General features: G+C 69.2%; 16 protein-coding genes. 6 read left to right on the plus strand and 10 right to left on the minus strand.

Translation table 11 applies throughout. The features are described from left to right. Positions 1 to 111: 111 nt before the first annotated feature. From rsmG to ACGFZF_RS09855, 4 genes are all read left to right on the plus strand, one after another. Positions 112 to 828, plus strand: coding sequence for a 16S rRNA (guanine(527)-N(7))-methyltransferase RsmG (gene rsmG / locus ACGFZF_RS09840; RefSeq protein WP_393552669.1), 717 nt, complete (start codon positions 112 to 114; stop codon positions 826 to 828). Positions 829 to 1,095: 267 nt separating this feature from the next. Continuing rightward, complete coding sequence (locus tag ACGFZF_RS09845) at positions 1,096 to 2,172, plus strand: ParA family protein (protein WP_393552672.1); 1,077 nt, start codon at positions 1,096 to 1,098, stop codon at positions 2,170 to 2,172. Then, positions 2,169 to 3,269: a ParB/RepB/Spo0J family partition protein gene (locus tag ACGFZF_RS09850; protein WP_393552675.1), complete on the plus strand. Its 1,101-nt coding sequence runs from the start codon at positions 2,169 to 2,171 to the stop codon at positions 3,267 to 3,269. Before ACGFZF_RS09845 ends, ACGFZF_RS09850 begins: the two co-directional genes overlap by 4 nt. 153 nt (positions 3,270 to 3,422) lie before the next feature. Further along, on the plus strand, positions 3,423 to 4,040 hold the full coding sequence (locus ACGFZF_RS09855) for a GNAT family N-acetyltransferase (RefSeq protein ID WP_147978787.1): 618 nt from the start codon (positions 3,423 to 3,425) through the stop codon (positions 4,038 to 4,040). A gap of 102 nt (positions 4,041 to 4,142) precedes the next feature. On the opposite strand, the gene trxA is transcribed toward ACGFZF_RS09855, so the two are convergent. From trxA to ACGFZF_RS09890, 7 genes are all read right to left on the minus strand, one after another. Next, a complete protein-coding gene (trxA, locus tag ACGFZF_RS09860) occupies positions 4,143 to 4,487 on the minus strand; it encodes a thioredoxin (RefSeq protein ID WP_147978786.1) in 345 nt (114 codons plus the stop codon). A 50-nt stretch (positions 4,488 to 4,537) separates the two neighbouring features. Next, positions 4,538 to 5,503, minus strand: coding sequence for a thioredoxin-disulfide reductase (gene trxB, locus ACGFZF_RS09865; protein WP_147978785.1), 966 nt, complete (start codon positions 5,501 to 5,503; stop codon positions 4,538 to 4,540). Between the two features lie 159 nt (positions 5,504 to 5,662). Beyond that, positions 5,663 to 6,577 carry a hypothetical protein gene (locus ACGFZF_RS09870; RefSeq protein ID WP_393552681.1) on the minus strand — a complete coding sequence of 305 codons (915 nt, stop codon included), beginning with the start codon at positions 6,575 to 6,577 and terminating at the stop codon, positions 5,663 to 5,665. Continuing rightward, the gene (sigM, locus tag ACGFZF_RS09875; protein WP_393552684.1) at positions 6,574 to 7,278 is read right to left on the minus strand and encodes an RNA polymerase sigma factor SigM; all 705 of its coding nucleotides are present in this window, start codon (positions 7,276 to 7,278) and stop codon (positions 6,574 to 6,576) included. The genes ACGFZF_RS09870 and sigM overlap by 4 nt, the downstream gene beginning before the upstream one ends. Positions 7,279 to 7,303: 25 nt before the next feature. Continuing rightward, the gene (locus ACGFZF_RS09880; RefSeq protein ID WP_393552687.1) at positions 7,304 to 9,007 is read right to left on the minus strand and encodes a protein kinase family protein; all 1,704 of its coding nucleotides are present in this window, start codon (positions 9,005 to 9,007) and stop codon (positions 7,304 to 7,306) included. Between the two features lie 117 nt (positions 9,008 to 9,124). Further along, on the minus strand, positions 9,125 to 11,329 hold the full coding sequence (murJ, locus tag ACGFZF_RS09885) for a murein biosynthesis integral membrane protein MurJ (protein WP_393552690.1): 2,205 nt from the start codon (positions 11,327 to 11,329) through the stop codon (positions 9,125 to 9,127). A gap of 45 nt (positions 11,330 to 11,374) precedes the next feature. Further along, a complete protein-coding gene (locus ACGFZF_RS09890) occupies positions 11,375 to 13,678 on the minus strand; it encodes a DUF6049 family protein (RefSeq protein ID WP_393552693.1) in 2,304 nt (767 codons plus the stop codon). Between the two features lie 190 nt (positions 13,679 to 13,868). Here ACGFZF_RS09890 and ACGFZF_RS09895 point away from each other — a divergent pair, with 190 nt between their 5' ends. Continuing rightward, complete coding sequence (locus ACGFZF_RS09895) at positions 13,869 to 15,311, plus strand: CCA tRNA nucleotidyltransferase (protein WP_393552696.1); 1,443 nt, start codon at positions 13,869 to 13,871, stop codon at positions 15,309 to 15,311. Positions 15,312 to 15,385: 74 nt separating this feature from the next. Here the strand turns inward: ACGFZF_RS09895 and ACGFZF_RS09900 are convergent, their stop codons facing one another. The 3 genes from ACGFZF_RS09900 to ACGFZF_RS09910 all read right to left on the minus strand — a co-directional run bounded on the left by ACGFZF_RS09900 (position 15,386) and on the right by ACGFZF_RS09910 (position 18,543). After that, complete coding sequence (locus ACGFZF_RS09900) at positions 15,386 to 16,645, minus strand: MFS transporter (RefSeq protein WP_393552699.1); 1,260 nt, start codon at positions 16,643 to 16,645, stop codon at positions 15,386 to 15,388. A gap of 76 nt (positions 16,646 to 16,721) precedes the next feature. After that, positions 16,722 to 17,804, minus strand: a complete 1,083-nt coding sequence (locus ACGFZF_RS09905; protein ID WP_147978777.1) for an inositol-3-phosphate synthase — start codon at positions 17,802 to 17,804, stop codon at positions 16,722 to 16,724. 49 nt (positions 17,805 to 17,853) lie between these two features. Further along, positions 17,854 to 18,543, minus strand: a complete 690-nt coding sequence (locus tag ACGFZF_RS09910; RefSeq protein WP_147978776.1) for a PadR family transcriptional regulator — start codon at positions 18,541 to 18,543, stop codon at positions 17,854 to 17,856. 368 nt (positions 18,544 to 18,911) lie between these two features. Here ACGFZF_RS09910 and ACGFZF_RS09915 point away from each other — a divergent pair, with 368 nt between their 5' ends. Continuing rightward, complete coding sequence (locus ACGFZF_RS09915) at positions 18,912 to 21,632, plus strand: transglycosylase domain-containing protein (protein WP_393552705.1); 2,721 nt, start codon at positions 18,912 to 18,914, stop codon at positions 21,630 to 21,632. Positions 21,633 to 21,657: the final 25 nt, after the last annotated feature.

The following is a 21,657-nucleotide window of genomic DNA, read 5'->3' on the forward strand; positions in this document are numbered from 1 at the left end:
CCTTCGCAGTGTCGGCCCCGTCTGCTCGCAGGCGGGGCCGATCTTTGTAAGCCTGATAGTTCAGCCACCACAGTGCGCGCGCAGGATGTGCGCTACGGAAGGACGGTTCCCGTGACGGAGGCAGCGGAGCTTCCCCCTGCGCCTGAGCAGGCGCGGACGGTATTCGGTGAGCACTTCCCGGAGGCCGTTCGCTACGCGGAACTCCTCGCGGACGCGGGAGTCAAGCGGGGACTGATCGGCCCCCGCGAGGTCCCCCGCCTGTGGGAGCGGCACCTGCTGAACTGTGCGGTGCTCTCCGAAGTGGTCCCCGAGGGCGTCTCCGTGTGCGACGTCGGCTCGGGCGCCGGACTTCCCGGCATCCCGCTGGCGCTCGTCCGGCCCGACTTGAAGATCACGCTCCTGGAGCCGCTGCTGCGCCGGACGAACTTCCTCCAGGAAGTCGTGGAGCTGCTGGGGCTGAGCCATGTGACCGTCGTCCGCGGCCGTGCCGAGGAGATGCTGGGCAAGGTCTCGCCGGTGCACGTGGTGACCGCCCGTGCCGTGGCGCCGCTCGACCGGCTCGCCGGCTGGGGCGTTCCCCTGCTGCGTCCGTACGGCGAGATGCTGGCCCTCAAGGGGGACACCGCCGAGGAGGAGATCATCGGTGCACGCGCCGCTCTCGCCAAGCTGGGCGTGGTGGGGACCTCGGTCCTGCAGGTCGGCGAGGGCATCGTCGACCCCATGACGACGGTCGTCCGGGTGGAGGTCGGTGAGAGCCCCGGCGGTGTGAGGTTCGCCGCAAAGCGGGCGAAGGCCGCCCGACCCAGCAGGACGCGTCGCCGTCGCTGAGCCGTCGACGCGGCCTGTTTGATCCTTACAAGCTGCCATACGTGAGCATTTCGGAGTGTCGAACGGCTCGGGATCAGCGGCGAGTGCATCGTGTTTCACGTGAAACGTCGCTCACTGCTGCAGGGGATCATCGGCCGCGGTCGCGCGGCTGCCACGCCCCGGGACCGGAAACCCCTCTCGAAACCCCCCGTGAGGGTTACGGGATTGTCCACAGAGGTGGATTCACCCACAGAACCACGGGCCTCGCTGGTTCACGACCCCGAAAGCATGGCAGGCTCTGTCCATCGCGAGCCTGAAGCCGAGGAGAGTGAATCCTTGCGGTCCGACGCCAACATCGCGGGACCGATGACCGACCCGGTCCCCGGTCCCCGAACCGAATCGGTGGGGGAGGATGTTTCACGTGAAACACCGCCCCCGATGGACGACACCCCCATTGGTCGTGCAGCCCAACTTGCCGTAGAGGCGTTGGGGCGCGCCGGTGAGGGGCTCCCCCGGCCTGCCCAGACACGCGTGATGGTGGTCGCCAACCAGAAGGGCGGCGTCGGCAAGACGACCACGACGGTCAACCTTGCCGCCTCGCTGGCCCTGCACGGAGCCCGGGTCCTGGTCGTCGACCTCGACCCGCAGGGCAACGCCTCGACGGCCCTGGGTATCGATCACCATGCCGACGTGCCCTCGATCTACGACGTCCTGGTGGAGAGCAAGCCGCTCTCCGACGTGGTCCAGCCCGTCCAGGACGTCGAAGGTCTCTTCTGTGCTCCCGCCACCATCGATCTCGCCGGTGCGGAGATCGAGCTGGTGTCGCTGGTGGCGCGTGAGAGCCGCCTGCAGCGAGCCATCCAGGCTTACGAGCAGCCCCTGGACTACATCCTCATCGACTGCCCGCCATCTCTGGGACTGCTGACGGTCAACGCCCTCGTGGCGGGTGCCGAGGTACTGATCCCCATCCAGTGCGAGTACTACGCGCTGGAGGGCCTGGGCCAGCTGCTGCGGAACGTCGACCTGGTGCGGGGGCACCTGAACCCCACGCTGCACGTGTCGACGATCCTCCTCACCATGTACGACGGCCGGACGAGGCTTGCCTCCCAGGTCGCCGACGAGGTGCGCAGCCACTTCGGCGAGGAGGTGCTGAGGACCAGCATCCCTCGGTCCGTGCGTATCTCGGAGGCCCCGAGTTACGGCCAGACCGTCCTCACGTACGATCCGGGCTCCAGCGGCTCGCTCTCGTACCTCGAGGCGGCCCGTGAGATCGCGCTGCGCGGGGTCGGTATCCGCTACGACGCCCAGAATGCCCACGTCGGGCAGCAGAACAACCAGAGCAACATGTCGGAGGGGATCCAGTGAGCGAGCGACGTAGGGGATTGGGGCGTGGGCTCGGTGCGCTGATTCCTGCCGCTCCCCAGGAGCGGCAGGTGCCGGCGGTCGGCGTGGCGGGACCTTCCTCGTCCGTCTCCACCCCGGTGCTGCCTTCCGAGCGGGGGGTGGCAGCCGCGAAGGTGGCCCTCCCGCAGAGCCCGCAGTCCCCGGACTCCGTGGTGCCCGTGGTCGAGCCTGCCGTGGTGGAGGAGCCGGAAGCGCCCGCGGGTGCTCACTTCGCCGAACTGCCGCTGGACTTCATCACGCCCAACCCGAAGCAGCCGCGTGAGGTCTTCGACGAGGACGCGCTCGCGGAACTGATCACCTCCATCAAGGAGGTCGGTCTGCTCCAGCCTGTCGTCGTCCGGCAACTGGGCACCGAGCGCTACGAGCTCATCATGGGTGAGCGGCGCTGGAGGGCCTGCCGTGAGGCCGGTCTGGAGCGCATCCCCGCGATCGTCCGGGCCACGGAAGACGAGAAGCTTCTTCTGGACGCCCTTCTGGAGAACCTGCACCGGGCCCAGCTGAACCCGCTGGAAGAGGCCGCCGCCTACGACCAGCTGCTGAAGGACTTCAACTGCACGCACGATCAGCTGGCCGACCGGATCGGGCGCTCGCGTCCCCAGGTCTCCAACACGCTGCGTCTGCTGCGCCTCTCCCCGCCGGTTCAGCGCCGGGTGGCCGCCGGTGTCCTGTCGGCCGGTCACGCCCGTGCCCTGCTGTCCGTGGACGACCCGGAGACGCAGGACAAGCTCGCGTACCGGATCGTCGCTGAGGGCCTCTCGGTGCGTGCGGTCGAGGAGATCGTCACGCTCATGGGCTCGGAGCCCACGTCGACGGTCAAGCCCAAGGGCCCCCGGGCGGGCGCACGTGTCTCGCCGGCGCTCACCGAACTGGCTTCTCGTCTCTCGGATCGCTTCGAGACGCGGGTGAAGGTGGACCTGGGCCAGAAGAAGGGCAAGATCGTCGTCGAGTTCGCCTCGCTGGATGATCTGGAGCGGATCCTGTCGACGCTGGCCCCGGGCGAAGGACGCGTCATGGACCACGGGAACGCCGAGACGGACGAGGAGGACGCCGAGGGCTGAGCCTTCGGCGACTCACAGCGGGCCGTGTACCGGTGAAGACCGGGACACGGCCCGTCCCTTTGCCTGCGCGCGGTATCGCCCCGAACGCCCCATCGATACGATTCTGGGAGGCGAAACCCGTGCTGCGCCGGCAGCGGGAAGAGAGGAACAGCCGTGGGGCGTCGGCTCGTACCACTCACGCTGGACAACCTTCCGGATCTCCCGAAGAGGTGTCGCTCCTGTGTCTTCTGGGAGCTCGACCCGGTGAGCGGGGAGGCCGCCGTGAAGGCGGGGCGGCCCGAGTTGGAGAAGGAAGCCTGGATCTCCGCCGTCCTGCTGGAGTGGGGATCCTGCGGGCGGGTGGTCTACGTCGACGACGTGCCGGTCGGCTTCGTTCTCTATGCGCCTCCGGCCTACGTGCCGCGGTCCATGGCCTTCCCCACGAGTCCGGTCTCCGCGGACGCGGTCCAGTTGATGACGGCGTGGATCATGCCGGGGTACCAGGGGCAGGGGATCGGCCGCACGATGGTGCAGACCGTTGCCAAGGACCTGCTCCGGCGTGGCTTCAAGGCGATCGAGGCCTTCGGCGATGGTCGCTGGAAGGAGCCGGCCTGTGTTCTGCCGGCCGATCATCTGCTGGCCGTGGGCTTCAAGACGGTGCGGCCTCATCCGGCGTACCCACGCCTGAGGCTGGAGCTCCGTACGACGCTCTCCTGGAAGGAGGACGTCGAGATGGCGCTGGACCGTCTCCTCGGCGCAGTGCAGAAGGAGCCCGCGCTGCGGCCGTTGTAGGGCCTGTGGGGAGGCGCCGCCTGCCGGCTGTCCCAGGGCAGACGAACGGCCCGCCCCGATCCGGGGCGGGCCGTTCGTGTTTCACGTGAAACAGGCGCTGCGTCAGGCCTTCGTGGCCTCGTCGGAGACGAAGCCCTCCAGGTCGCGGAGGATCGCGGCCTTCGGCTTGGCGCCGACGATCGTCTTCACGACCTCGCCGTTCTGGTAGACGTTCAGAGTCGGGATCGACATGACGCCGTACTTGGCGGCCGTGGCCGGGTTCTCGTCGATGTTGAGCTTCACGATCTCGATCTCACCGTGCTCCGCGGCGATGGCCTCCAGCGACGGGGCGATCTGACGGCACGGTCCGCACCAGGCGGCCCAGAAGTCCACCAGGACGGGCTTGTCGCTCTTGAGGACGTCGTCCTCGAAGGAAGCGTCGGTCACGTTCTTCAGGGCGCCGGCCACGGCGACCTCCTTAACTTCGCGGGGTGTGGGGTGGGAAAGCCTGAGGGGGATCAGACCGCGGGGGTCTCGGCGAGCTTCTCGTTGTCGGCGAGGGCGGCCAGGAAGCGCTCGGCGTCGAGCGCGGAGGAGCAGCCGGTGCCGGCGGCGGTGATCGCCTGGCGGTAGGTGTGGTCGACGACGTCACCGGCACCGAAGACGCCGGGCAGGTTCGTCCGCGTCGACGGAGCGTCGACCTTGAGGTAGCCCTCCTCGTCCAGCTCCAGCTGGCCCTTGAAGAGCTCGGTGCGCGGGTCGTGGCCGACGGCGATGAAGAGACCGGTGACGGGCAGCTCGCTGGTCTCGCCCGTCTTGGTGTTGCGCAGGGTCAGACCGGAGAGCTTCTGCTCGCCATGGATCTCGGCGACCTCGCTGTCCCAGGCGAACTTGATCTTCGGGTCGGCGAAGGCGCGCTCCTGCATCGCCTTGGAGGCGCGCAGGCTGTCACGGCGGTGGACGATCGTGACGGACTTGGCGAAGCGCGAGAGGAAGGTGGCCTCCTCCATCGCGGTGTCGCCGCCGCCGATGACGGCGATGTCCTGGTCCTTGAAGAAGAACCCGTCACAGGTGGCGCACCAGGAGACGCCACGGCCGGAGAGGGCGTCCTCGTTCGGCAGGCCGAGCTTGCGGTGCTGGGAGCCCGTCGTGACGATGACGGCCTTCGCACGGTGCACGGTGCCGGCGGTGTCCGTGACGGTCTTGATCTCACCCGTCAGGTCCACGGCGACGACGTCGTCCGGAACCAGCTCGGCGCCGAAGCGCTCGGCCTGGGCGCGCATGTTGTCCATCAGGTCCGGGCCCATGATGCCGTCGCGGAAGCCCGGGAAGTTCTCCACGTCGGTCGTGTTCATCAGGGCGCCACCAGCGGTGACGGCACCCTCGAAGACCAGGGGCTTCAGCGACGCACGCGCCGTGTAGAGCGCGGCGGTGTAACCCGCGGGCCCGGAGCCGATGATGATCACGTTACGGACGTCGCTCACGGGTTTCTTCCTCGTCTCTGCAGACTGCCTACTGCCTACGGGGCGGTCGTTTCGGTGACTCTCACCCCACCCAACGGATCCTACGGGGCGGGCATTCCCTAGACCGACACGCGGCACGGCCTGAACGTCAGGAGCGGGGGTATCGGCAGGGCGTGGACGTCAGGAGCGGGGGTACGTGTGCGTCGTGAGGACCTCGGCCGGGTTCTTTCCCCCACCCGCGGTGCAGGTCGCGTCAAGCACGTACGCCTGCACCTGAGAGCCGTTCGTCGGATGAGGGAGAACGACGAGGTAGGCGGGCTTTCCCTCGTACTCACCCTTCTGGAAGGCGAGCGCCGTGTCGGTGCGGCCGGTGCCGGCCTTGACGCAGTTCGGCAGCGGCTCGGCCAGGCCGCGCTGGGGAGTGTCACCGCCCGTCGCGGACATCGACTCGGGACTGCTGTCCTGGGGAACCTTGAAGGTGTGGTCCTGCTGGAGCAGCGCCTGCACGCGGGCTTCGATGTCCTGACCGTCGAAACGCGAGTCGACGGCGCTGCTGGCAGCGGTGTCGCTCTTGGTGTCGCCGGACTCCCCGCTGAGGCTCTGGAGTCCTCCCTGCGTGAGGAACAGGCTGATTCCCAGGGCGGCGGCCCCGAAGGCGGCGCCCAGGGCGGCGACGCGCCTCCGGCGGGGCTTGCGGGGGCGTCCGGGGCCGGTGCCGGCACCGGAGCGGCCGGCAGGACGCTCCGCGCCTCCGGAAGGTGCCGTGGCAGGGCGCGGCGTGGGCCGCGTGCTTGTTTCACGTGAAACATCGGTGTCGGGGACGGGTGCGGTGGCGTCGAGAAGCGCTTCTGCTGCCAGCGCGGCATCGATGCGGCCGGCGATCTCGGCAGGCATCCGGGGAGGACCGGGGAGAGTTCCCAGCAGACCTCGGATCTCTTCCAGGGAGGTGCGTACGTCGGCGCAGAGCGAGCAGTCGTCCAGATGGCGGCGGACCGCCGCGGCGCGTGCCGGAGCGAGGAGTCCCTCGGTGAGGTCGGAGATCTCCGAGACGTCCGGGTGCTGTGTCGTGTCGGCCTTGCCGGTCGTGGATGTCACGCGCGCCCACCTCCGCCCTTCACAGCAGTCGGACCGTTCGATCCGCTATCCCTTGTCTCCGACACCGGTGGGACGGATGTCCCCGGCGTCCGGTTCCTTCCCCGGTCGGAGCCCTCGTTACCCACCGTGTCCGCGCGCAGATGAGTGACCATGGGGAGCAGTTTCGCTCGGCCCCGTGCGCAGCGGCTCTTCACGGTTCCGGTGGGCACGTCCAGGATGCGCGCGGCCTCTGCCACGGGGTACCCCTGCATGTCGACCAGCACGAGAGCCGCCCGCTGATCCGCGGGGAGCTTGGCCAGAGCGGCCAGCAGCTCCCGATGGAGGTCCTGGCGCTCGGCGGGGGCCTCGGCGGACTCCACAGGCTCCAGGAGCTGCTCGAAGCGGGCGGTGTCGTCCATGGGAGACGTCTTGCGGGAGACGGCCTTGCGGGCCCGGTCGAGACAGGCGTTCACCGTGATGCGGTGCAGCCAGGTGGTGACCGCCGACTGGCCGCGGAAGGTGTGGGCGGCCCGGAAAGCCGAGACGAGGGCGTCCTGGACCGCGTCAGCGGCCTCCTCGCGGTCCCCCAGGGTGCGCAGGGCGACCGCCCACAGTCGGTCGCGGTGCCTTCGCACCAGCTCACCGAAGGCGTCGGGATCGCCCGCGACATGGCGCTCCAGAAGTTCCTGGTCGCTGATGTCCGCGTATATCGCGTCGTCCAACGGTGAGCCCCTCCCCTCCCTGCCGTCAGCTGGTGATCTTGATATCCGTGATCTTGCCGCGGAAGGTGCCGCCGTTGGCGGGCAGCTTGGTCAGCCAGACCAGAACGTAGCGCGTCGTCACGGGCTTGGCGGGCTTCAGCGTCACCTTGCCGCCGGATCCCTTGGCCTGGGTGGCGAAGGCACCTGGTGCGTTCGGTTCGGCCGTGGCGTCGGCCGGGGCAGTGCGCAGCTCCACGGAGGTGTCTCCCACGAAGGAGACGTCCACCGATCCGATCTGCTGTGCCTTGCCCAGGTCGAGGACGAGACCCACGCCCTCCTTGAGCCGGCCGAAGTCGGCGCTGTAGTAGCCGTCGGTGGTCCAGAAGCTGCTCGGGTCGCCGTCGTAGGCGTTCTTTATCCCCTGAGGCTTCTCCGAACCATCGCCGAGCGGGTCGAAGTCGTGGGCCCCGACGATGGCGACGGGCTTCCCGATCTCGACCTCCTTCTCGTCCTCGGTGTCCTGCGGCTGGTTGTTCTGCGGCGTCTCCGACGTGTTGTTCTGGTCGAGGAGCCGGTCCGCCACCTGCCAGCTGGCGAGGCCCAGGGCGGCGATGAGCAGCGCCGAGACGGCCCACTTCAGTGCCTTGCCCGTGCGGCCCTGCAGCGGCGGTGGCGGAGGCGCCATCACCTGGGTCACCACGGGACCGGCCTGCTGCTGCGGACGCCCGTAGCTGCCCTGCTGGTACGTGGTGCGCTGGTACTCCGGCGGAGCCGGGAACTCGGGCTCCGGCGGGCGGATGCGGGGCATCGCCGCCACGGCCTTGGCGAGCTCGTCCGGCGTGGTGCACGGCGGTTCCTGGCGCGAGGCGGTGGCACCGTCGTTGGCCAGGGCGCGCATGGCGATCTCGGCCAGGCCGCGATGGACCCCTGCCCGCACCTGGTCGGGGGGAAGCAGCCCCACGCCCTTGGGAAGGCCGGAGAGGCCGTGGGCGTCGCTGTCGTACGGCCAGCGCTGGGTCAGCGCCGCGTACAGCAGTGCGCCGATCGCCTCGGTGTCCGTGCGCTGGGGGCGTTCGGCACTGATGCCGCGCAGGGCGGCGTTCACGGCGAGACCACGGATGCGGTACTGACCGGAGGAGCTGCGCAGCACCGCGCTGGGGGTGAGCCGGAGGTGGGCGAGCCCTTCACGGTGGGCCGCCGCCATGGCCTGGGACACCTGGCTGACGAGCTGGTACGCGTCGTGCGGCTCCAGTGGGCCGGCGGCGAGCAAGGTCGTCAGTTCGGTGGAGTCGGGCAGCCATTCGTGCACGACGTACACGAGGTCGTTCTCCTCGACGGCGTCGAGGACCTGGACGAAGCGGGGGTCACCGAGCAGCGCCGAGGAGCGGGCCGCGGCGAGCACCGAACGCGCTCGTGGATGGTCGGCAGGCAGGAGATGGACCCCGACCGCACGCCGCAACTTCTCATCCACGGCACGCCAACTGCTGAATCCGTCCAGACGAGTGACGCATTCCTCGAGCCGGTAGCGTCTGGCCAGCTTGTGGCCGCTGTGCAGCTCGGGAGTCTCGATGGAGGACTGTTCGCCGTTCTGCCGGTCGCCGGCCTTGTTCTCTGCGTCGTCGGCGGTCGTGTCCGCCGTGTCCTGCTCTTCCGCCACCCCGTCGGTCGCGGCCTTCTCCGCCTTCGCGGTCAGCGGGTCGTCACCGCTGTTGTCGGCCACGTCGACGGCAGCCGTGCTACGTTCCGCCACCGTCGTTCCTGCCTCCCCATCCGTTGCGCCACATCCAACAGCCATGCCAATTGTGCCCACAGTCGGCCGCTATGCACGACACGCGGCGGCCGACGATGGTTGTGCGGGACTGCCTTCCTAGCGTCCCAGCCGTCCGCGGACCATACCGACCATGGAGTTCAGCTCCTCGATCCGCATGCGCTTCGCCGCCACGAAGAAGACACCCAGCAGGACCGCTCCGCCCACCAGAAGGGCGACGAGCGAACCCAGAGCACCCTCCCCGAGAAGCTTCAGAAGTCCGAAGCCCACCGCACCGGCCACGACCGCCGCAGGCACCGAGGCAAGGCAGAGACGTGCATAGGTTCGCATGACGTGGGCACCGTCCAGATCGCCCCCCAGGCGATTGCGCAGCCGGCGCCAGGCGACGCCCACGCCGACCATGTACGCGAGACCGTAGGAGGCGGCCATGCCGACCACGGCCCACTGGGCGGGAAGGACGAAGTAACAGGCCGCCGACGCCGCCGCGTTGACCGCGGCGACGATGACCGTGTTGTAGAAGGGCGTCCGGGTGTCCTCGTAGGCGTAGAAGCCGCGCAGGACGACGTACTGGACCGAGTACGGGATCAGACCGAGGCCGAAGGCCATCAGGATGAAGCCCATGCCCTGGGCCGCCTCGACACCGCTGGACGCGTAGAGCAGGGTGCACATCGGGACGCCGAGGGCCAGGAAGGCGAAGGAGACCGGCACGATCGCGACGGCCGAGTTCCGCAGGCCCTGCGAGATGTCGTCCCGGACGGCACCCGGATCGTCGTCGTGCGCGGCGCGTGAGATGCGCGGCAGCAGGGCGGCCATGACGGAGACGGTGATGATGGCCTGCGGCATGCCCCAGATCAACTGGGCGTTGGAGTAGGCGAGGAAGCCGGCACCGTTCCTGCCGGACTCCTCACCGGCCGCGGTGGCGAGCTGGGTCACGACCAGGACACCGGCCTGGTTGGCCAGCACGAACAGCACGGTCCACTTGGCCAGTTTGACCGTCTTGCCGAGCCCGTGGCCCTTCCAGTCGAAGCGAGGACGGAAGCGGAAGCCGGTCTCGCGGAGGTAGGGGATCATCGCCAGGGCCTGGACGACCAGGCCCAGCAGGGTGCCGATGCCGAGCAGCCGGACACCCTCGTCCGGGATCGTCTGCACGCCCATGTGGGACTCGGCGGATGTCCCGTAGACCCAGATGAAGAGGCCGAAGGTGACGATCATGACGATGTTGTTGAGGACCGGGGTCCACATCATCGCGCCGAACTTGCCCCGTGCGTTGAGGATCTGACCCATCACCACATGCACACCCATGAAGAAGATGGTGGGCAGGCAGTAGCGGGCGAAGGTGACCGCGACGCTGTTGGCCGCGGCGTCGTCGGCGATGGTGTTCGACATCAGCCGGATCAGCAGCGGGGCGGCGAAGACGGCGATGGCCACGATCGCGCCGAGCGCCACCATGACGAGGGTGAGCAGCCGGTTGGCGTACGCCTCGCCGCCGTCCTCGTCGTCCTTCATCGAGCGGACCAGCTGCGGCACGAAGACCGAGTTGAGGCCACCGCCGACGGTGAGGATGTAGATCATCGTGGGCAGGGTGTACGCGATGGTGAAGGTGTCACCGAGCAGGGCGGCGCCCAGCGCGCCCGTGATCACGAGGCTGCGGACGAAGCCGGTGAGCCGGGAGACCAGCGTGCCGGCCGCCATGACCGCGCTCGACTTCAGCAGGCCGGAGGCGCGGCCGGACTTCTTCGGTGCGGGCGCGGGCATCGGGTTCGGCTCCGGAGCGGGCGGGGGCACCTGCCCCGGGGTCTGCTGGTCCCGGTAGAGGTGCGCGAAGGCATCCGGCTCGGGTTCCTCGTCCCCGGCCCGGGTGACCAGGTCGTCGACGCCGGTGAACTGGACCGTGCGGGCGTCGTCGCCGTAGGGCAGGTGGCGCGACGGGCCGTCCGGCTCGGGTGCCGGGGTCTGGGCCCACACCCGCGGGTCCGGGGCATGCGGAGGCGACGCCGGCTGCTGGTAGAGCGGCTGCGGTTCCTGGTAGGTGCCCGGCGGGGGCGGCGGGTGCGCGGCGCGGTCGTAGAGCGCCTCTCCCACCGGGTCCTGTGAGGACAGGTCCTGGGCCCGATAGGGGTCGTGGGCGTAGGCGTCCTGGACGTAGGGGTCCTGGGCGTACGGATTCTCTCCGTGCGGGTCGGGGGCGGGCTGCGGCGGGGGCATCGGCGCTCGGCCGGGTCCCTGGGGGCCCGCAGGCGTGCCGCCGGACGGCTCGGTGCCGCCCGCGCCCTGGCCGCGGTCACCGTCGTACGGCGCGTTCATGGTTACCCCACCTCATCGTCCCCGGCCGACCGGCCACGACATCGCTCAACGGTCCACTTTCTCACCCGCGCCGGACGGGTCACCGCTTTCGGGACCGGTGTCCGGCACAGGGTCACTCGGCTGCTCCGGGCCGTCGCTCTCCGTGGTCTCTGCCTCGGAGTTTCGGGCCGCCGCGCGCTTCCGCTGGGTGTACATCCGTACCCCGGCGAGGACGAGCAGCAGCACGCCACCGGCGATGACGAGCATCACCGTCGAGGTGATCTCGGAGACCCGCACGGTGAAGGTGATCGGGTCACCGTACGGCTCGCCCTCCTCCGTGTAGAGCTGGGCCGTCATCGGGACCGGGCCGTTGGCGTTGGCCGAAGCGGGGAACTTCACGGACTGGCTGTGGCCGGCGCCGATCTTGACCGGCAGCTCCGCGAAGGGCTCGTCGCCGTTGAGCTGCAGACGGGTCTTGTTGCTGGAGGTCAGTCGCAGCACCAGGTGGTCGACGCCCTGCAGGAGCTTGTTCTGCACCGTGACCGGGATGGTCGCGCTGCGGCCCGACAGGGTGAGGTCGGACTTCTCGATCAGCCTGACCTCGTCGGTGATGCCCTCGAGGTAGCGGGACACCTGGGTCCGGTACGCGCCGGCGGCCTCGGGCCGGCCACGCCAGGAGGTCGACATCTCCCGGCTGATCGCGGTGCCGAACGGGGTCACCACACGGTCCGGCTGGGTCAGGATGACCTTGAAGTCGTCCAGGCCCTCCCGCGTCTCCCGCATCCGGCGGAACGCCTCGAGGCCCAGCTCCTGCTTCCGCAGCTCCTGCGGATACCGGGAGGCGCCGGGCACCCTGGTCGAGGCCTCCGGGGACGTCGTCTCGGCAGCGGCCAGCAGGTCCAGCGGCTCGGTCCAGCGCTTGGCCGACAGCCCGCGCAGCGCGCTCGCCATGGTCTGCGCCTGCGAGGGCGTCGGGATGCGCTGCGGAGCGACGACGATGCTGCGCTGCCGGTCCGGCTGCTCCAGGGTCACGGCGAGCGACTGGGCCAGGAATTCCTGGACGGCCGGCGTCGCGTTCCCGGTGCGGAGCATGTCGCCCTCGAAGGCGGTGGAGAGGGAGGCGTCGCTCACGACGGCGGTGGTGCCTCCGCCGATGGGGCGCGCGGCCGTGGGCGTGTACGGGAGGTCGTCCCGGAAGCTGTCGCTGCGCGCGATCACCTTGCGGGCGCCGGCCGAGGTGGCCACGGCCATGATCGAAGGGTCGACGGCGCCGTCCACCGGCCAGGAGAAGTCCGTGGACGGCTTCACGTGGAGGACGGTCTCGACGGTCGACCCGGCCAGCTCCGTCGCGGTCTGGAGGTTGCTGAGCGAGCCCGGGACGCTCTTCCCCGAGTGGGCCAGGGAGGCGATGTCGGGGTCGGCGAACGGCAGGGCGACGATCTTGTCTCCCGCGACGGCCTTCTCCAGGGAGTCCAGCCACTGCTTGGCCACGGCCTGGTTCCGGCCGGGTACCTCGCCCGCACCGCTCTTGACGCGGTAGTTCTTCGTCATGGCGTCGACGGTGGCCAGCAGGTCCGGATCGATCACCCAGGTGATGGGGAGGTCCTTGCCCAGCGCGACCATCTGCTCCAGCCGCCCGCCGGGGGCGAGCTCGCCGGCCAGCTCGTCGCTCTCGAAGACGGGCGTCTGCTGGTCGTCCGATCCGGTCTGCGCGGCCACATGGGATGTGGAGATCAGCGGCCAGAGGTAGGTGAGCCGGGTCTTCTTCTCGGCGGGATCGGGCTGGTACGGGAGGAAGGTCCGCTTGATGCCGAGGACCCGGTCACCGGGCTGCGCCGCGGTGTGGCCGGTCAGAGAGACGCCCAGCTGGTAGACGCCCTCCTCGTCGAGGCCGAGCTTGGACACGGGGACCGCGAGCGTGAACTCCTGGGCCAGCCCGGCCGCAAGCCGCGGAATCTTGAGGGTGTAGGCGCCACCCAGGGCCGCGGGGTCGCTGTCCGGGCGGAAACCGGTCCGACCGGCCACCTGCTCGATCTCGCTGCGGCTGGTCATCCGGGGACCGACCCGGATGTCCACCGTGGCATCCGTGATCGTCTGCCTGCCCTGGTTCGTCAGCGTGCCGGAGATCGTCAGGGTGTCGCCCTCGACCGGCGCGCTCGGCGTGAGCGTGTCGAGAGACACAGCGACGGTGCGGGATCCGGTGGGGGCGGCCTGGGCTGCGACCGTCCCGGCGGCGACCGCCGTGGGAGCGGCCGGCAGCTGGAGGAGTCCGGCCAGCAACGGCGCCGCCGCGGCGAACGCCACCGCCCGCCGCAGCCATCGACGGGCAGGAGAGGGTGAGGTCCCCTGGATGTCTGCCGCCTCGGCCACGCGTTCGCCCATCCTCGTCGTATCAGTGGTGTCGGTGGTTTCCGGTTGCTGTGTCCAGGCATGGTAACGAGGCACGCTGTGGCCAAGTGCCGGGGACTGCTCCAGCCGATGGGTCCTCGCGGGTCGAGCGGCCGGTCCCGCGGGAAATCGAGGACGTCACCAGGGGCCGGGGCACGTACCCTTTTCTGTTGTGCCGAACGCCAACGAAGACACCCCGACTGAACTGAGCCAGGTGCAGCGCCGCGCGGTCAGCGAACTGCTGCGCGTCTCCCCTGTCGCCGACGACCTCGCCGTCCGTTTCCAGGAGGCGGGATTCCGCCTCGCGCTGGTCGGCGGCTCGGTCCGGGATGCCTTGCTCGGCAGGCTCGGCAACGACCTGGACTTCACCACGGACGCGCGCCCGGAGGACGTCCTCAAGATCGTCCGCCCCTGGGCCGACGCGGTCTGGGAGGTCGGGATCGCCTTCGGCACGGTCGGCTGCCAGAAGAGCGGCTACCAGATCGAGGTGACCACGTACCGCTCCGAGGCCTACGACCGGACGTCGCGCAAGCCGGAGGTCTCCTACGGCGACTCCATCGAGCAGGACCTCGTCCGGCGGGACTTCACGGTCAACGCCATGGCCGTCGCCCTCCCCGAGAAGGAGTTCATCGACCCGCACGGTGGCCGCGACGATCTTTCCGCGCGGGTGCTGCGAACCCCCGGAACCCCCGAGGAGTCCTTCTCCGACGACCCGCTGCGCATGATGCGTGCCGCACGGTTCGCCGCCCAGCTGGACTTCGAGGTGGCTCCCGAGGTCGTCACGGCCATGACGGAGATGGCCGACCGGATCGAGATCGTCTCCGCGGAGCGGGTCCGGGACGAGTTCAACAAGCTCCTGGTCTCCAGCCACCCTCGCAAGGGCCTCGGCCTGCTGGTCACCACCGGCCTCGCCGAGCGGGTGCTGCCGGAACTGCCCGCGCTGCGACTGGAGAGTGACGAGCACCACCGGCACAAGGACGTCTACGAGCACTCCCTGACCGTCCTGGACCAGGCGATCGACCTGGAGGAGGACGGGCCGGACCTGGTGCTGCGGCTGGCGGCCCTGCTCCACGACATCGGCAAGCCGCGCACGCGCCGCTTCGAGAAGGACGGCCGGGTCTCCTTCCACCACCACGAGGTGGTCGGGGCGAAGATGACCAAGAAGCGCATGACGGCGCTCAAGTACTCGAACGAGATGATCAAGGATGTCTCGCGCCTGGTGGAGCTGCACCTGCGGTTCCACGGCTACGGAACCGGCGAGTGGACCGATTCCGCGGTGCGTCGCTACGTGCGGGACGCCGGTCCCCTGCTCTCGCGGCTGCACAAGCTGACCCGCTCGGACTGCACGACGCGCAACAAGCGCAAGGCAGGTGCTCTCTCCCGCGCCTACGACGGCCTGGAGGAGCGGATCGCCCAGCTGCAGGAGCAGGAGGAGCTGGACTCGATCAGGCCCGACCTGGACGGCAACCAGATCCAGGAGGTGCTGGGGATCCGCCCGGGCCCGGCCGTCGGTCAGGCGTACAAGTTCCTGTTGGAGCTGCGCCTGGAGAACGGGCCGATGGAGCACGAGGCTGCCGTCGCGGCACTCAAGGAGTGGTGGACGGCTCAGGGCTGAGTCGGTTCCGTCGATGTTTCACGTGAAACATCGACGGCGTGGACGCGATGAGGGGTGATGTTTCACGTGAAACATCACCCCTCATCGCGTCGGCGCAGCAGGAGAAGAGTGTTCGCCGCGTACAGGGACGCGACCATGGTGATCAGGAGAGCGGAGCGACCGTCGGGCGGCAGCATCAGGGCCGCGACCCCCGCCGCGCTGACGAAGGCGACGTTGAAGAGCACGTCGTAGAGCGAGAAGATCCGCCCCCGGTAGGCGTCGTCCACCGTCGTCTGCACCACGGTGTCCGTCGCGATCTTGGTGCCCTGGGTGATCAGGCCGAGGACGAAGGCGGAAACCAGGAACGGCGCCGGAGCGAAGGTGAGCCCCAGGGCGGGTACCAGGACCGCCGCGGTTCCCGCGCAGGCGGCCATCCAGCCGAACGGACCGAAGCGTCCCACCGCCCAGGGGGAAGCCACCGCGGCCGCGAAGAAGCCGGCACCCGAGAGGGCGAGGGCGAGGCCCAGCAGGGCCAGTCCCTTGGACTCGGTGCTGCTCCAGGCGTACCGGCACAGCATGAACACGGTCACGGTCACCGCGCCGTAGCAGAAGCGCACCAGGGTCATCGCGGCCAGCGCCTGCACCGCGGGGCGCCGTTCCGCGAGGTGGCGCAGTCCCGCCGTCAGCCCCCGTACCGTCGATCCCAAGGCGGCGGTGAGTGAGGTCTGCACCTGCTCCGGATCCGGGCCGAGGAGTTCGCGGGACATGCGCAGCGATGCGAGAGCGGCACAGAGATAGAGGACGGCACCCAGAGCGACCACCGCGGCATCGGACTCCGAGGAGATCAGACGCACGCCGAACGCGAGCCCCCCGCCCAGCGTCGCGGCGAGAGTGCCGGCGGTCGGGGAGAGGGAGTTGGCCACGACCAGCCGCTCCTCGTCGACGACGCGCGGCAGCGAGGCCGAGAGGCCGGCCAGGACGAAGCGGTTGACGGCGGTGACGGACAGGGCGGAGGCGTAGAAGAGCCAGTCCGGCACCGAGGCGAGCATCAGGGCTGCGGTGCCGCAGGCCAGGACGGTGCGGAGCAGGTTGCCGTAGAGGAAGACCTGGCGGCGCTGCCATCGGTCGAGCAGGACGCCGGCGAAGGGGCCGATGAGCGAGTAGGGGAGCAGGAGGACGGCCATGGCCGAGGCGATGGCGGCCGGCGAGGTCTGTTTCTCCGGGGAGAAGACGACGTACGTGGCCAGCGCCACCTGGTAGACGCCGTCGGCGGCTTGCGAGAGCAGGCGGACGGCGAGCAGGCGGCGGAAGTCGGTCAGGCGCAGGAGTACGCGCAGATCACGTACGACGGACATGGCAGCAAGACTCACATACGCGGAGTGCCCCCGGACGACAGGCCGGGGGCACTCGTGCGAAGCGTGGGTGGGGCGCTTAGCGCTCGACCTCACCCTTGATGAACTTCTCGACGTTGACCAGGGCCTCGTCGTCGAAGTACTGCACCGGCGGGGACTTCATGAAGTACGAGGACGCGGAGAGGATGGGGCCACCGATGCCCCGGTCCTTGGCGATCTTCGCGGCGCGCAGGGCGTCGATGATGACACCGGCCGAGTTCGGGGAGTCCCACACCTCGAGCTTGTACTCCAGGTTCAGCGGGACGTCGCCGAACGCGCGACCCTCGAGGCGGACGTACGCCCACTTGCGGTCGTCCAGCCAGGCCACGTAGTCCGACGGACCGATGTGGACGTTCTTCTCGCCCAGCTCGCGGTCGGGGATCTGCGAGGTGACGGCCTGGGTCTTCGAGATCTTCTTCGACTCGAGGCGGTCGCGCTCGAGCATGTTCTTGAAGTCCATGTTGCCGCCGACGTTGAGCTGCATGGTGCGCTCAAGACGGACACCGCGGTCCTCGAACAGCTTCGCCATCACGCGGTGCGTGATGGTGGCGCCGACCTGGGACTTGATGTCGTCGCCGACGATCGGGACACCGGCCTCGGTGAACTTGTCGGCCCACTCCTTGGTGCCGGCGATGAAGACCGGGAGGGCGTTGACGAAGGCGACCTTGGCGTCGATGGCGCACTGCGCGTAGAACTTCGCCGCGTCCTCGGAGCCCACGGGCAGGTAGCAGACCAGCACGTCGACCTGGCGGTCCTTGAGGATCTGGACGACGTCCACCGGCTCCTCGGCGGACTCCTCGATGGTCATGCGGTAGTACTTGCCGAGACCGTCGAGGGTGTGGCCGCGCTGCACCGTGACGCCCTTGTTCGGGACGTCGCAGATCTTGATGGTGTTGTTCTCGCTGGCGCCGATGGCGTCGGAGAGGTCGAGGCCGACCTTCTTGGCGTCGACGTCGAAGGCGGCGACGAAGTCGACGTCACCGACGTGGTACTCGCCGAACTGGACGTGCATCAGGCCGGGCACCTTGGTCGCCGGGTCGGCGTCCTTGTAGTACTCGACGCCCTGCACCAGCGAGGCGGCGCAGTTGCCCACGCCGACGATGGCTACGCGAACCGAACCCATTTCCGGTTGCTCCCTGTGTGATCGTGGAAGCCCTGCAGGTCGCAGGGTTTCACTTGGCGGTGTCGTCGGACGGATCCGGCCGGGTACTGCCCCCGTGCCGGGGCAGGCCGCCCGTTTCTCCAGAATCGTTGTCCTGCTGAGCGGCGCCCTCGGGGGCGTCGGGGCCGGATCGCTGATCCCGCCCCGCCCGCTCGCTCTCGATGAGCTCGTTCAGCCAGCGCACCTCGCGCTCCACGGACTCCATTCCGTGGCGCTGCAGCTCAAGCGTGTAGTCGTCGAGGCGCTCGCGGGTCCGGGCCAGTGAGGCGCGCATCTTCTCCAGGCGCTCCTCCAGCCGGCTGCGGCGGCCTTCCAGTACGCGCATCCGCACCTCGCGCTCGGTCTGACCGAAGAAGGCGAAGCGGGCGGCGAAGTGTTCGTCCTCCCAGGCGTCCGGGCCGGCGTGGGAGAGGAGCTCCTCGAAGTGCTCCTTACCTTCCGCCGTCAACCGGTAGACGATCTTGGCGCGGCGCCCTGCGAGTGATGCCGCGAGCGCGTCCTCCGGGGCGCTGCCGGGCTCCTCGATCAACCAGCCGTTGCCGACCAGCGTCTTGAGGCAGGGGTAGAGGGTCCCGTAGCTGAAGGCCCGGAAGATTCCCAGTGACGTGTTGAGCCGCTTCCGCAGCTCGTACCCGTGCATCGGGGCTTCCCTGAGCAGGCCGAGGACGGCGAACTCAAGGATTCCGGAGCGTCTGCTCATCCGTCGCCTCCTCCGCCATCGGGACCCTTATGCCGTACTGATGTATCGACTCGATACATCCTGACGATAGAACGACGATTCTGTTGCGACAAGTGAGGCCGCCGTGACCGGCGTCACATCATCAATTCACAGCAATCGACTTGCCTGATTTGGGGTGAACTTAGCCCCTAGGCAGGTTTTGACCGTGCGTAGTCTGTGCGGCATGCAGACCATCGGGAACCAGGCGACGCCGCGAGACGTCAGTGATCCAGGTGACCGGCTGCAGCACGGAACTGCCTCCCACGAGGTGCGTTCCTGCGCATTTCGGGGGGACCGGAACTCAACTGCCGCTTCCAGGCGTACGCGCCTGCCCGAGGAGTAGTCGTTCGATGAGCGAGCACCGTCGCAGAATGCCGCAGCAACAGCCGCCCGCCGGCGGACGTGCGGCGGCCCGGCGCGCCGCCCAGCAGCCCACGGGCCGCAGGCCGGCCCAGGCGCGGGACGTCAGTACCGGATCTCCTTCGTCCGGGTACGAGGAGGAGCGACCCTACGGTGGCCGGGCCGAGGCCCGCCGTGCCGCGCAGCGCGGTGGCGGCGGCCGGCGCCGCGGCCCCGACAACGCCGGTCCCGGGGGCAACGGCGGTGGGCGCCGTGGCGGCGGTGGCGGCGGCGGACAGGGCGGCCCCGGCCGGGGTGGGCGTGGCGGTCCTCCGCCCGGCCGCAAGCGGCTGATCGACTACCCGAGGTACGGCAAGTACGGCTGGCGCCGCTGGATGCCGTCCTGGAAGCTGGCGACGGGCCTCTGCCTGGCCTTCTTCGGCAGCCTGATGGGCGCGGCGACCGTCGCGTACGCGCTGGTGGGCGTGCCCAACGAGGACCTGGCCGCCAAGGCGCAGAACAACGTCTACTACTGGTCCGACGGCACGCAGATGGCCGCGACCGGTGGTGAGGTCAACCGGCAGATCATCGGGATCGAGAACATCCCGCTGGCCATGCAGAACGCGGTGATCTCGGCCGAGAACAAGACGTTCCGCGAGGACTCCGGCGTCGACCCGATGGGCATCGGGCGCGCCGTGTGGAACATGGCCAAGGGCGGCGACACCCAGGGTGGCTCGACCATCACCCAGCAGTACGTGAAGAACAACCGGCTCGCCGACCAGTCGCAGACCCTGAGCCGGAAGGTGAAGGAACTCTTCATCTCCATCAAGGTCGGCACCGACATGGACAAGAAAGAAATCATGGCGGGGTACCTCAACACCGCCTACTACGGCCGTGGCGCCTACGGCATCCAGGCGGCGGCCCGCACGTACTACGGCAAGGACGCCAAGGAGCTGAACCCCAGCGAGTGCGCGTTCCTCGCCGCGCTGCTCAAGGGAGCCACGTACTACGACCCGGCCGGCTACCCCGAGATCGACCCGAAGGCCAGCCCCGCCGCCAACACCGAGCGCGCCAAGGAGCGCTGGGGCTGGATCCTCTCCGAGATGGTCAAGGACGGTCACCTCTCGTCGGCCGACGCCCAGCCGTTCCTCGGCGAGGACAAGTTCCCCGACCCGCTGCCGCCGAAGAAGAGCGCCGCGCTGGGCGGCCAGACCGGTTACCTGGTGAGCCTCGCCAAGGCGTACTTCATCAACAACAACGACCAGGGCAAGACGGAGACGGACCTCGCCCGCGGCGGGTTCGAGATCTACACGACCTTCGACAAGAAGAAGGTCACCGCCCTGGAGAAGTCCGTCAAGAAGATCTACACCGAGCACATCGACCCGAAGAAGCGCCCGAAGGAGGACACCCACGTCCAGTTCGGCGGCGCTTCGGTGGACCCGCGGACCGGTGCGATCGTCGCCATCTACGGCGGAGCCAACGCCACCACGCACTTCACCAACAACGCCGACCAGACCGGTGCCCAGGTCGGATCGACCTTCAAGCCCTTCGTGCTGGCCGCCGCGATGAAGGACGGCGTCAGGGACAAGGACGGGGGCGACGTGCAGGACGCCTCCAGCCGGAAGCTGGTCGACCCGGACACGGCCCGCTACAACGGCCAGAACAAGCTCCGCATCAAGCGCTACGACGGCTCGGTCTGGCACGACGAGAACGGCAACGAGTGGCTCCAGGTCAACGACGACAACGCGAGCTACAAGGACATGACCCTGCGTGAGGCCATGATCCGCTCCGCCAACTCCCCGTACGTCCAGCTCGGCATGGACGTCGGCATCGACAAGGTCCGCCAGGCCGCCGTCGACGCCGGGCTGCTCGAGGGCTCGCTGGTGAAGGCGAACGTGCCGTCGTTCTCCCTCGGCATCTCCGACCCGAGCGCGATCCGGATGGCCGGCTCCTACGCGACCTTCGCCAACAACGGCGAGCGCAACGACCCGTTCTCCGTCACGAAGGTCATGGAGAAGGGCCAGGTCATCTACGAGCACAAGACCGTGGGCAAGCGGGTCTTCTCCACCGCGGTGGCCAGCAACATCACCGACGTGCTCAAGGACGTCGTCGAGAAGGGCACCGGCAAGAAGGCCAGGCTCGACGACCGCGACGCGGCCGGCAAGACGGGTACGACCGACGGCAACAACTCCGCCTGGTTCGTGGGCTACACCCCGCAGCTGTCCACGGCGATCGACATGTACCGCTTCGACGACAACGCCAAGAACACGAAGCGCAAGTTCGAGTCCATGTACGGCACCGGCGCCCAGCCCAAGATCCACGGCTCGTCGTTCCCGTCGCAGATCTGGAACGACTACATGAGCACGGTGCTCAAGGGCGAGAAGGTCATGTCCTTCCCCGAGCCGGAGGACCTCGACACCGAGCCCGTGTACGGCGGCGGCGCCGTCAGCCCGACCCCGACGCCGACCGACACTCCGTCGCCGACCCCGTCCGACACCCCGTCGACGACTCCCCCGACGACGCCCAGCCGGACCCCGGGCAAGCCGGGCAAGACCTGTGACGTCTGGGACTGGCAGTGCAGCACCACCAGTGGTCAGGACGGCGGGGCCACCTCGGGCAACGACAGCGGCGGGACGACGAGCGGCTCCACGGGGACGCCGACGCCGACACCGACCGACACCGGCGGTGGCGGCAGACCCAATGGCGGCGCCGGCTTCCTGGGCGGCGGCTGACCGCCCCCGGCAGCGCCCTGAGGGC

Origin of the sequence: Streptomyces sp. NPDC048338 (genome assembly GCF_043201055.1) — a bacterium.
In the GTDB taxonomy this organism is placed as follows: domain Bacteria; phylum Actinomycetota; class Actinomycetes; order Streptomycetales; family Streptomycetaceae; genus Streptomyces.

What these genes read in the sequence shown, in the direction of transcription:
- ACGFZF_RS09915 (WP_393552705.1), top strand. Translation starts at nt 18,912, where the DNA reads ATGAGCGAGCACCGTCGCAGAATGCCGCAGCAACAGCCGCCCGCCGGC.
- murJ (WP_393552690.1), bottom strand. Translation starts at nt 11,329, where the DNA reads ATGAACGCGCCGTACGACGGTGACCGCGGCCAGGGCGCGGGCGGCACC.
- ACGFZF_RS09900 (WP_393552699.1), bottom strand. Translation starts at nt 16,645, where the DNA reads ATGTCCGTCGTACGTGATCTGCGCGTACTCCTGCGCCTGACCGACTTC.
- ACGFZF_RS09845 (WP_393552672.1), top strand. Translation starts at nt 1,096, where the DNA reads ATGGCAGGCTCTGTCCATCGCGAGCCTGAAGCCGAGGAGAGTGAATCC.
- ACGFZF_RS09910 (WP_147978776.1), bottom strand. Translation starts at nt 18,543, where the DNA reads ATGAGCAGACGCTCCGGAATCCTTGAGTTCGCCGTCCTCGGCCTGCTC.
- ACGFZF_RS09905 (WP_147978777.1), bottom strand. Translation starts at nt 17,804, where the DNA reads ATGGGTTCGGTTCGCGTAGCCATCGTCGGCGTGGGCAACTGCGCCGCC.